The sequence below is a fragment of the Methanomassiliicoccales archaeon genome, from assembly GCA_014361295.1.
GTDB lineage: Archaea > Thermoplasmatota > Thermoplasmata > Methanomassiliicoccales > JACIVX01 > JACIVX01.
The window spans coordinates 1-10,912 of the sequence record JACIVX010000012.1; the positions used below are offsets into that span (position 1 = coordinate 1).

Consider the following 10,912-nt stretch of genomic DNA (forward strand, 5'->3'; position numbering starts at 1 on the left):
GCAAAACCTGTGCTGAAGAGACTAGCGCGGGAGCTTGAGGTAAATGCTCATCTTGCGGTGCTCTACGAAGACGAGGTTTTGTATTTGGACCGGGAAGAAGCCGCGCCAAGTGTGGTTATCCCCTCGGTAATTGGCCGACGAGTTCCTCCCCATTGTACGGCATTGGGAAAAGTTCTTTTGGCCCACAATCCTGAGGCGCTGGAGAGAATTTTGGCGAAAGGGTCTCTTTCGGCTCTCACCCCGAACACCATCACAAATCCCGAAGTTCTAAAAAGGGAGTTGGAGCGAGTGCGAACCCAGGGGTATGCGGTGGACTGGGAGGAGTTCCACGAGGGCAACATCTGTGTCGCCGCACCGATACACAACTATCGAGGTCGAGTAGTAGCCGCCATTTCCGTGTCGCTGCCTAAAGTCAGACTAGCTCACAACCCCCTCGAACGGTACACCCAAGCGGTGCTAGAAGGTAGCCGCGAGATTTCATCCGCGCTAGGTCACCGGTCTTCTGTTACTGAAAACCTGGCGTCGGCTAAAAAGTCTGCCACATCATCCCCTCCACAGTCTCAGTAAGGCCTGTATTTTTTCAAACAAGGGCGGATAGAGTTGAAGAGCCTTCGTTCTTTCCAGATCGAGCCAACCGAGATCGGAATTTTCCGCAATCTTCGGCCGCAAAGTCAGTACCCAGTGTTCCAGGCACTTCCAGAGCGCCCGAAAAAGAAGTTGTATGTTTTGGGAGACCGTCTTAAATTTGCAGCGTGGCCAATTCTATCCGCATGACTTTAGCGCTCCTTTGCGATCGAGTTTTTTGTTTTTGTCAAAAACGTGTTGACAAAAGAAAAGGCAACTCTTACAATCTTCGTGCAACAAAGGAGGGGCTGTGTGGAACACAGACACTTTGGAGCAGCTTAAGGACTCAGGCGTGATAGGCATCATTCGAGTGACTACTACTCAAGATTTAATACGGATTGCCAAGACATTGTATGAAGGGGGGCTTTCCTGTCTTGAAATCACGATGACGACACCTGGAGCCCTTCGGGCCATTGAAGAGGCACGGGAGGAACTCCCGGACGTGCTCATGGGAGCGGGAACAGTATTGGATGCGGCTACCGCTAGGCAGGCGATCCTCGCCGGGGCCCAGTTTTTGGTGACTCCTACAGTAAAGCCAGATGTGATCGAAACAGCCCATCGATATGGAGTTCTTGTGATCCCTGGGGCGATGACTCCTACGGAGATCCTCACCTGCTGGGAAGCCGGGGCGGACATGGTGAAGGTGTTCCCGGCGGAGGTCCTCGGCCCAGAATTTATCAAAGCTATGCACGGTCCCTTCCCTCAGATCCCTCTTGTTCCCACGGGTGGAATCACCGCTGAAAACGCTGGTGAGTTCATCAAAGCTGGCGCAGCTGTGGTATGCGTAGGATCGTGGCTGGTGGATACAAAGGCGCTAGCCGCAGAAAAAGTCGAAATTCTTCGTGACAAGGCCCGTAAGCTTGTTGCCGTGGTTAAAGAGGCCAGGAACTGCCCAAAACTTTTGCCGTAATTGGAGAAAGAGGTCTGGCATGAAACGTTATCGCTTGATGATTCCAGGACCAGCTCTTTTTACCGTGTACGAAAAATTGCGCAACTCACAGGCTTGGTCGCACGACGGGGTTTAGCTAAGAATTTTCATGAGCCTTGCCAGGCCCTTATTCTTGGTGACGAATGTCCCTTGTTAGACAAGCCCGGAGACGCTTGACGTGTTAGCGGAATAGGGATATGCTTTTTAGCTAACATGATTTTACTAAATAAAAACACGGCAGCGGGGTTTGACGCATGTTATCATGTTATGGACAAATCCCTCACGCACAGCCGTTCGGCTTCATGCCTGCTTTATTCGAAAGGAGGTGGTTAGAACGGTGAGACCAGAAAGTGAAGTCTGCAGTATAACAACAGAGGCAAAAATCGCAACCTAAAAGGAGGTGGTTTTATGCGTTGCTGTTTGTTTGGTGTGTGTCTTTGGCTTTCCGTGGTCTTCCTTTCCGTGGGAACAATGGGGCAGGAACTACGTGCATATGCTGGCACAACACTTAGGGTTCTTCTTAAGGCTGGCTATGAAACTGCAGGGATCGAAAAATTTGTACACATTTTTGAAGAAGCTACAGGCATTAATGTCGAATACGAGGTTTATGATGAACCCACAATGCGGCAGAAATTTATCTTGGATTTCATTAGTGGTACTGGAGCATACGACGTCGTTGCAGTGCAGTATTGGTATTTCCCGGAATATAGCCGCATGGGATGCCTTGAGCCCCTTAATGACCTTGATGTAGGGTTCAATCCGTATGGATTTAAGTGGGAGGCTGTACCGAAAGGTGCGAGGGATCTGTATACCGCTGGTGAAAAAGTATACGCTGTGCCAGTGTCTCTAACTGGAGCAGGAGTGTTGATTTATAGAAAAGACATCTTAGATAAGTGGAATTTGACACCGCCTTCCACAGTTTATGATGTGGTCGCTATAGCAAAGTTTTTAAAAGAGCGAGAACCAGACCTATATCCATTCTGTGGACGAGGTAGCGCTAGCTTCGCATCATTCGGCACTTCGGCTGGTTGGGCCTGGGCATATGGCGCTAGGGTTCTCACTAATGGCACGGTTACAGTTGACACTCCTGAAATGCGCGCAGCTATGGAGGACCTCGTTACCTTAATGCGTGACTATGGACCTCCTGGACAGGCCACAATAGGCTGGGAGGTAATGTCAGAGCTTTATCGGGCTGGTAAAGTAGTAATGACTTTCGACATGGCAGGTTTTCCTAGCGTTTTTGCTGACCCGACGGTGTCGCAAGTCGCCGGAAAAATCGGCGTTTCCTTACTTACCGGACCGGCAGGCAACTATGCGCAATGGCTCTATTCTGAAGGTCTTGCCATAAGTCGTCTCTCTAAAAACAAGGAAGCAGCTCGATTATTTATCCAGTGGAGGGCCTCTCTTGAGACGTGCATGCGCGAATTAGAAGCCGGTATTAGGATTGACTTCCCTAACATGGACGTTTACAAAACGGACCTTTACAAAGAGATCGTCGAGCTTCGCGGGCTTGGCTTTTGGGCGGAGCTTCTCCCCCAAAGCTTAGCACTTACTGATGGCAGATATTGGCCGTTCGTTCCTGAGTTTGTTCAAATCGCTGAGGCTTTCCAAGAAGAAATCTCATTGGCTATTGCTGGTCGGCAGACAGTAGCTGAAGCCCTTCGAAATGCACAAGCAAAGATAGAAAACATCATACGGCGATAAAAAGACCCAGGGGGTAGAGGAGGCTTTCTCCTCTACCCTTTTTTCCACAACCGAACGACAAAGACAGAAAAATGATCGGACAAAAGGGTTGGAGAGCAAGTTTCTGGTTTTTAGCCCCAGTTCTACTTCTGCTTGCACTTTTTGCACTTTACCCAACAATCCACATGATATATACAAGTTTTACTGACCTTCATTTAACTCGCCCACATGAACAGAGATTCAACTTTGGCCGCAATTACATTAACTTGCTTCATGATGGTCGATTTTGGTTGGCAGTCGTCCGTACACTTCTTTTTATTGCAATAGCTGTTCCTCTTTCTATTGTAGTTGGATTTTTAATAGCCTACCTATTTAACACATTGACCTGGGGGAGGAGAGTTTGTAGAATCATTTTTCTTGCCCCTATGGTCACGGCTCCTTCTATTGCTGGGTTAGTTTTTAAATTTATATTTAATTACGACTTTGGCATGATTAATCAAATATTAGTTGAAGTTGGGTTGCCACGTATTGATTTCTTAGGCTCTCCTACAAATGCGTTTTTATCCGTTATCATAGTTGATTTATGGCAGTGGACACCATTCGCAACGTTAGTTCTACTAGCGGGTTTAGAATCACTGCCCCATGAACATTTTGAAGCAGCACTTATTGACGGAGCTTCAACAATACAAGTGCTGTGGCATATTACTCTACCTATGATGAAAAAATATATTTTTATCACTACTATCTTTCGCTTTATTCAATGTATTCGCATCTATGACATTATAAAACTGATGACAGATGGCGGTCCTGGGACTGCTACCGAATTGCTAAATGTGTACATTACAAAGGTTGGTTTTTCCTGGTTTGATCTAGGATATGCCTCTGCGCTAACATTCGTCGCATTAAATCTCGGAGCTTTTCTTGCTATGCTTCTTATCCGGCGCACACAAACTTTTACTGGAGGTGAGGGAATATGAAACATAAACAGTTAATGATTGCAATAATTAAAATATTTTTAACAGTTATAATAATGTTCGTTTTCTTATTGCCTTTATTCTGGCTAATAACATCTTCTTTTAAAACCCCCCGTGATATTTTTTCTCTTAAATTTCGCATTTTATTTGAACCTACCTTTAATAATTATTACATAGTAATCAAAAGTGCTTTTTTATATAAATTATTTAACAGTGCTTTTATAGGTTTAGCTACGGTTATCATTGTGTTGCCTTTTGGATTATTTGCTGCTTATGCTTTTTCGCGATTTAGATTTGCTGCGCAGCATACATTATTTTTTATCTTGCTAACAACGACAATAGCTCCTCCTGTGGCGTTTGCCGTCCCTATCTTTATGCTATTCCGTAGGCTGGGGTTGTTGGATGCGCATCTTAGTCTGATCCTATGTTATGTTTTATTCAATATAGGATTTACAACTTGGGTACTACGGGGCTTTATCGAGGATGTACCACGAGAAATTGAAGAAGCGGCTTTAGTCGATGGGTGTAGTCCGTGGGGTGTGCTTTTTAAAATAACTTTACCTTTAATAAGCAATGGAATAGTAACAACTGGAATACTAGTTTTTATTTTTAGTTGGAACGAGTTTCTTTTTGCTAGTCTGTTGACTCGAACAAAGGCCGCTACGTTTACCACTCATCTTGTCACATATTTTGGTTCGCGTCGTGTCTTATGGGGCGAATTGTGCGCGGCTGCAACTATCGGGGCTCTAGTTCCGATTGCTCTTGCTTTACTCACACGAAAGTATATAATTCGTGGGATGACATTTGGAGCTATAAAGGGGTGATGTTAAATATGGACCGGAGATGCTCAGGGCAGAACGCGCGATGTTGGTGGACACTCACCTTCCCAGAAATCAAGGCTTGTTTAAAAGAGGAGGATCCTATAATTATCCTGCCAATCGGGTCTTGTGAGCAACATGGTGCGCATCTTCCGGTTGGCACAGACACTATGCTTAGCTTTTATTTAGCATGTGCGGCTTCAGCACAATGCAAATATCCTACAATAGTTTTGCCCCCTTTATGGGTAGGATATTCCCCTCATCATATGGGAGCACCCGGAACTCTTACATTAAGTGAAACAACTTTAATATCTGTTATTTATGACATATGCAAAAGCTTAATCGAACATAATGCAAATAGAATTTTATTATTGAATGGCCATGGAGGAAATGAACCCCTCTTAATAATTGCGACCAACAAAATAGCTAGACGCTTCGGCAAATCACCAATTGCAGTTACATATTGGAAATTAATTGCCACCGAAATTGGCCAAATCCGCAAGTCACCACGCGGTGGGATGGGTCATGCTTGCGAATTTGAGACATCATTAGCTTTATATCTTTTTCCTGAGCTAGTCAAACTAACCAGAGCGGTTACATCACTAGAGCCTGGAGATAGATATTTTTCCCCTGATTTGTTCGCAACAAACATTATTCATTATTATGTTGATTATTTAAAACTTTCTTCCTCGGGTGTCATAGGCGATCCCCTTACGGCGTCAGAAGAAGAAGGGCGTCAAGTATTTGTGCTCCTTATTGAAAAGTTATGTGAGCTCATCGAAGATTACGGACGCGGAAATTTAGCGTTGTTGAAGCATTCGGGGCAAAAAGAAGGGGTAAAAAATGAAGGTTGTTGACTTGCGTGCATATCCAATTTGTATTCCACTAAAGGAAACACTTGTGACTTCATACGGGGAAAGGGGATTTGCTGAGTTTGTACTTGTAGAAATAGAAACAGATGAAGGTATCATTGGAGTGGGAGAATCAGCCTCCATCCCGATCTATGACGAAGGAAATCCGGCAGGTGATATGTATATTTTAAAGCATTATTTAAAGCCCTTGCTATTGGGGCAAGATCCAACAAACATTGGTAATGTGCATTTTCTAATGAACAAGCTTGTACGTGGACATAGATTTGTCAAAGCTGCGATTGATATTGCTTTGTACGATATCATGGGTAAATATACTGGCCTTCCCGTATGTCGGCTTTTAGGGAGCGCTGTGAAAAATATACCAGTGATTTGGCTTACAAATCCGGCTCAAGGCTCTAAAGCCATCGAAGAGGCAAGCCGACGAATAAATGAGGGGTTCCGAACAATAAAAGTCAAAGTAGGCAAGAATTGGTGTGAAGAAATTGCGTTCTTACGGGAGTTGAGAAAAGAAATCGGCGAAAACTTCGACCTCAGGCTTGACGCAAATGGAGCATGGCATTGGAGACAGGCCCTTGTTTACATCCGCCAAATGGAAAACCTAAATATCTCTCTTTTAGAACAGCCAGTGCCGGCATGGGATATTGTTGGATTAAAAAGATTAACTAGCAGATCGCCAATTCCAATCGTCGCAGACGAGTGTATATTAACAATATACGACGTACACGAAATAGCAAGACAAAAAGTTGTGGACTACGTCAACATTAAAGTTTGCCGGAGTGGTGGTCTCTACCCTGCATTAAAAATGGCTGCAGTAGCAGAAGCAGCAGGAATAGTACCGCTTGTCGGTAGTATGCTTGAGACCGGCGTTGGTACCATGGCTGGAGCACACTTTGCTGCTTTACTTAATTGCAACACACTACCAGCAGAAGTCATAGGGCCGCTCATTGCCCAAGATGACGTCGTTGTTCCACCAATACAATATGAAGGTGGGAAACTTATTTTGAAGCAAGCTCCCGGATTAGGTATTGAGTTGGACAAGCAAAAAATACAACAATATTTAAAGAAGGAGGTATAAGTATGCCGTATGGATACCGAGGGCGAATTTTACATATCAACTTGGCCTCTGGCGAGACATGGGAAGAAAGGCCAACGGAAGTTTTCTACAGAAAATATGTAGGGGGGCGTTCTCTAGGGCTGTATTATTTGTTAAAATTTCTGCCACCCGGAATCGATCCGCTGTCACCTGAAAATCTACTGGTGTTGGCCACAAGCCCCACTGTAGGCGCCCCTTTTCCCGGAAATGCTCGACATTCTGTAGTCGCAAAGTCCCCTTTGACCTTGGGCTTTGGTGAGTCTGAAGCCGGTGGCTTTTGGGGGCCAGAATTAAAGAAAGCAGGATATGATGCTGTAGTGATTCATGGAGCTGCAAAGCAACCAATCTACGTTGTAATTGATGATGGCGACGTTGAACTACTGAGTGCTCAACATTTATGGGGCAAAGGAACGCAAGAAACAAGAGAATTGTTACAACAACACTACGACAAAGCTCAGGTTTTGTGCATTGGTCCAGCAGGAGAGCATTTAGTTCGATACGCTAGCATCTCGGCTGGGCCGCACGACATGCATGGACGTATGGGACTTGGAGCTGTTATGGGATCAAAGAATTTAAAAGCGATTGTTGTTAGAGGCACAAAAGCAATAAATTTATACGATCCTGAAACCGTCAAGGAATTGGCTAAGTGGTTTGCCCAGCATTTTAAAGCCGATCCCACCAATCGTCTTCTTAACGAGACAGGCACCGCAGGCGCGGTGGAGCTTTATAATGAATTAGGATCATTACCAGCTTTTAACTTTAGGTATGGGACCATCGAGGGAGCTGAAAAATTGTCTGGCTACACTTGGAGGAGCAAAGGGCTCATTATTGGCGCGCATTCCTGTTTTGCTTGCCCCGTGGCTTGTAGGAAAACTGTTCGGTTTGAATCTCCGTTCGAAAAAGATCGATGGATTACCTCTCACTCAGCTGAGTACGAAAGTCTAGCCGCACTGGGAAGTAACTGCGGAATAACCGAAGAGAGGGAACTTTTAGCGTTAACTGCTTTGTGTGATGATCTGGGGTTAGATACTATATCAACAGGTGATGTAATTGCTTTTCTAATGGAATGTGTAGAGCGAAAATTGCTGAAAGGAAAAATGTGGGAAGAGTTGCAAAAAGCTAAACTAACTTTTGGAAACGCTTCTGCGGCGCATTGGCTCATCAAAAAGATAGCCTACAGAGAAGGCGTTGGGCGTTTAGCAGCGGAGGGAGTAAAAAAGCTATGCGAGATGATCGGCTCTGCGGCGAAATCTTTTGCTATGCACGTCAAAGGTGAGGAAATTGCGTTGCAGGAGCCCCGCGGACAAAAAATCGGCGCTGCGCTAGGATACGCAGTAGCTCCACACGGTGGAGATCATATACAAATGGAGCATGATTACACTTTCGCTACCGAAAGCCCATTCTTACAAAGCATGGAGCCTTTTGGAATCATTGAACCTATACCACCGATGGACTTGGGGCCTAAGAAAGTTCGGCTATTTGTAATGAACCAAATTCTTTGGTCTTTATATAATGTTTTTGACATATGTATTTTTGTAGGGCCTCCAGGACATACGTATCGCCCAGACCATTTGTTAACCATTATTCGCGCGGTTACCGGATGGAAAACAAGCTGGGTAGAGCTTTTTGATATAGGCCGAAGAAGTCTTACAATGGCACGCTGCTTCAATTTGCGGGAAGGGTTTTCCGCAAAAGACGACTGGCTTCCAGACAGATTTTTTGAGCCGTTAAAAGGTGGCGCTTCTGCTGGAAACAGTGTGCCCAGAAAAGAATTGAAGCGAGCTGTAAAAATATATTATTCATTGATGGGATGGAATCCTATTAACGGAGTCCCTACTGAAGCTACTTTATATTATTTGGATCTAGATTGGCTTTTAGATGATCCCAAAATCCGAGATCTCGTAACCAGGAGGTGAATGATGGGTATGCAGTGTGACACTATTGAAAACAAATTAAAATTTTTGGGGTTTGAATTGCCCGAAGTCCCTGTTCCAGTGGCTGAATACCTGCCTGCTAAAAAAGTGGGGGAGTTGGTATATTGCTCAGGACAAGGTCCAATTCGTAACGGAAGACCAGTGTATATAGGCCGCGTAGGGGCGGAGGTTTCTCTCACAGAAGCCTATAAGGCTGCTCAACTATGTGTTTTGAATTGTCTAGCCGCAGTCAAAGCTGTGATAGGCTCGTTGGACGCCATCGAGGAAATTGTTCAAGTGCGTGGATTCGTTAATAGTGCGCCGGGTTTTTATGATCAGCCCAAAGTAATAGACGGAGCGTCTCAGCTTTTGGTAAAACTGTTCGGCAACCGTGGACAGCATGCACGTGTAGCTGTAGGTACCTTTGCTCTCCCCATGAATATTCCTGTGGAAATTGAAATGGTAGTCCGTGTGCGGGTATAAAAAGCTAGTCTTGAGATAAAGTGTTGAGAAAAAATTGTTTAGAAATATGACATACAGTTTTTGTGTCTGGAGACAGCTATGAATATTATGTTAAAAAAATTTCTAATAATAGCGGGTACTTTTGCAAAGATCCTAATTACTTACCAAACTATTTTGGCAATCTCTGTGAATTTTGCTACCTCTATAATAAAGCCAATAGACAATGGGGTGCCGCTATGGAGCATCTGTGATCGTCTATGCTATGCCCCCAAGGGAGATCCTCATTGCTTGGAAAGCGGGAGCTGCAATGCTGACAGTTCTCCATGCAAGCCCATCAAGCTCGAAAATATGTCTCGAAAAATCCATGGCCCCCTCCCCCAAATCCCTCTCGTTCCCACAGGTGGGATCACCGCGGAGAACGCTGGCGAGTTCATCAAAGCTGGTGCGGCCCTGGTTTGCGTGGGGTCTTGGCTTGTGGATAAGAAAGCCGTGGCCGAAGGTCGCTACGAAATCCTCACCCAGCGAGCCCACGCCCTTATGGAAGCGGTAAAGCGAGCGCGTGAGAAGCTCCGCGAAAAATAAAAAGGAGGCGCAGATGCCTTACGATCTTGTAACGTTTGGAGAAGCGATGATTCGTCTCTCTCCTCCGGACTTTCAGCGTCTAGAACAGACAAAATCTCTCGATGTAAATGTTGGTGGGGCGGAATTGAACGTGGCCGTGGCTGCCCAACGGTTGGGACTGCGCTGCGCTTACGTCACGCGCCTTACCAACAACCCCTTGGGCCGAATGATTGCCAATAAGGCCCGGGAACAGGGAGTTGACACGTCTCATATCGTTTGGACCGATGGCGATCGCGTTGGCCTCTATTTCGTGGAGTTTGGAGCTAGCCCCCGGGCAAGCTCCGTTCTTTACGATCGCCGAGACTCAGCTATGGCTAAAATCCAGCCCGGGGAAGTGGATTGGGACAAAATCTTTTCGCAAACAAAGGCCTTCCACACTACCGGAATCACCCCAGCCCTCTCCCCCTCCGCGGCAGAAGCTACAAAGGAAGCAGTGAAAAAAGCCAAAGAACATGGAGTTTTCGTTTCCATCGATCTCAACTACCGTGCCCGCCTCTGGAGCCAAGAAGAGGCACGACGAGTCATGACTGAACTAGTTTCTCAGGCAGACATCCTCATCACCACTGAAGAGGACGCGGAACGGGTGTTCGGGGTGAAAGAAGAATCCTTCGAGAAGGTAGCCGAGCGCCTGAACCAGATGTTCAGGAACCTGAAGGCAGTGGCCATCACGATCCGCGAAACGCCTTCCGTTTGGCGCAACACTTGGACCGCTTTGGCCTATAGCGACGGCCAGATCTTCCGCGCCCCAGTGTTTGACCTGGAAATCGTCGACCGGGTAGGTGCAGGCGACGCCTTTGCCGGTGGCTTCCTCTTCGGTTACCTCACGAAAGATGTGCAGACCGGGCTCAACTACGGCGTGGCTATCTCCGCCCTCAAGCAGACCAACCCCGGCGATTTTGTGTGGGCGACAAAAGAGGAGTGCGA

11 protein-coding genes are annotated in these 10,912 nt (G+C 46.0%); all 11 read left to right on the top strand.

Features of this window, described 5'->3' with window-relative positions; all coding sequences use genetic code 11:
• The first annotated feature begins 78 nt into the window (after positions 1 to 78).
• A complete protein-coding gene (locus H5T41_10060; protein MBC7109106.1) occupies positions 79 to 567 on the top strand; it encodes an IclR family transcriptional regulator in 489 nt (162 codons plus the stop codon).
• 307 nt (positions 568 to 874) lie between these two features.
• Entirely contained in the window at positions 875 to 1,534 is a 660-nt protein-coding gene (locus H5T41_10065) for a bifunctional 4-hydroxy-2-oxoglutarate aldolase/2-dehydro-3-deoxy-phosphogluconate aldolase (protein MBC7109107.1), read from the top strand.
• Positions 1,535 to 1,960: 426 nt separating this feature from the next.
• Positions 1,961 to 3,256 carry a sugar ABC transporter substrate-binding protein gene (locus H5T41_10070; GenBank protein ID MBC7109108.1) on the top strand — a complete coding sequence of 432 codons (1,296 nt, stop codon included), beginning with the start codon at positions 1,961 to 1,963 and terminating at the stop codon, positions 3,254 to 3,256.
• A gap of 71 nt (positions 3,257 to 3,327) precedes the next feature.
• Positions 3,328 to 4,212: a sugar ABC transporter permease gene (locus H5T41_10075; GenBank protein ID MBC7109109.1), complete on the top strand. Its 885-nt coding sequence runs from the start codon at positions 3,328 to 3,330 to the stop codon at positions 4,210 to 4,212.
• Entirely contained in the window at positions 4,209 to 5,033 is an 825-nt protein-coding gene (locus H5T41_10080; GenBank protein MBC7109110.1) for a carbohydrate ABC transporter permease, read from the top strand. The genes H5T41_10075 and H5T41_10080 overlap by 4 nt, the downstream gene beginning before the upstream one ends.
• Positions 5,034 to 5,041: 8 nt before the next feature.
• Positions 5,042 to 5,884, top strand: a complete 843-nt coding sequence (locus H5T41_10085) for a creatininase family protein (GenBank protein ID MBC7109111.1) — start codon at positions 5,042 to 5,044, stop codon at positions 5,882 to 5,884.
• The gene (locus H5T41_10090) at positions 5,871 to 6,974 is read left to right on the top strand and encodes a hypothetical protein (GenBank protein ID MBC7109112.1); all 1,104 of its coding nucleotides are present in this window, start codon (positions 5,871 to 5,873) and stop codon (positions 6,972 to 6,974) included. The genes H5T41_10085 and H5T41_10090 overlap by 14 nt, the downstream gene beginning before the upstream one ends.
• 2 nt (positions 6,975 to 6,976) lie before the next feature.
• Entirely contained in the window at positions 6,977 to 8,908 is a 1,932-nt protein-coding gene (locus H5T41_10095; GenBank protein MBC7109113.1) for an aldehyde ferredoxin oxidoreductase family protein, read from the top strand.
• Positions 8,909 to 8,917: 9 nt separating this feature from the next.
• Positions 8,918 to 9,388: a RidA family protein gene (locus H5T41_10100; GenBank protein ID MBC7109114.1), complete on the top strand. Its 471-nt coding sequence runs from the start codon at positions 8,918 to 8,920 to the stop codon at positions 9,386 to 9,388.
• Positions 9,389 to 9,655: 267 nt separating this feature from the next.
• Positions 9,656 to 9,949, top strand: coding sequence for a thiamine phosphate synthase (locus H5T41_10105; protein ID MBC7109115.1), 294 nt, complete (start codon positions 9,656 to 9,658; stop codon positions 9,947 to 9,949).
• A 13-nt stretch (positions 9,950 to 9,962) separates the two neighbouring features.
• A partial coding sequence (locus H5T41_10110; GenBank protein ID MBC7109116.1) for a sugar kinase occupies positions 9,963 to 10,912 on the top strand: 950 nt, incomplete at its 3' end.

Bases quoted from the DNA above. Each gene is read 5' to 3' on its own strand.
- H5T41_10100 (MBC7109114.1), top strand. From the start codon at position 8,918: ATGCAGTGTGACACTATTGAAAACAAATTAAAATTTTTGGGGTTTGAA.
- H5T41_10080 (MBC7109110.1), top strand. From the start codon at position 4,209: ATGAAACATAAACAGTTAATGATTGCAATAATTAAAATATTTTTAACA.
- H5T41_10070 (MBC7109108.1), top strand. From the start codon at position 1,961: ATGCGTTGCTGTTTGTTTGGTGTGTGTCTTTGGCTTTCCGTGGTCTTC.
- H5T41_10085 (MBC7109111.1), top strand. From the start codon at position 5,042: ATGGACCGGAGATGCTCAGGGCAGAACGCGCGATGTTGGTGGACACTC.
- H5T41_10090 (MBC7109112.1), top strand. From the start codon at position 5,871: ATGAAGGTTGTTGACTTGCGTGCATATCCAATTTGTATTCCACTAAAG.
- H5T41_10075 (MBC7109109.1), top strand. From the start codon at position 3,328: ATGATCGGACAAAAGGGTTGGAGAGCAAGTTTCTGGTTTTTAGCCCCA.
- H5T41_10095 (MBC7109113.1), top strand. From the start codon at position 6,977: ATGCCGTATGGATACCGAGGGCGAATTTTACATATCAACTTGGCCTCT.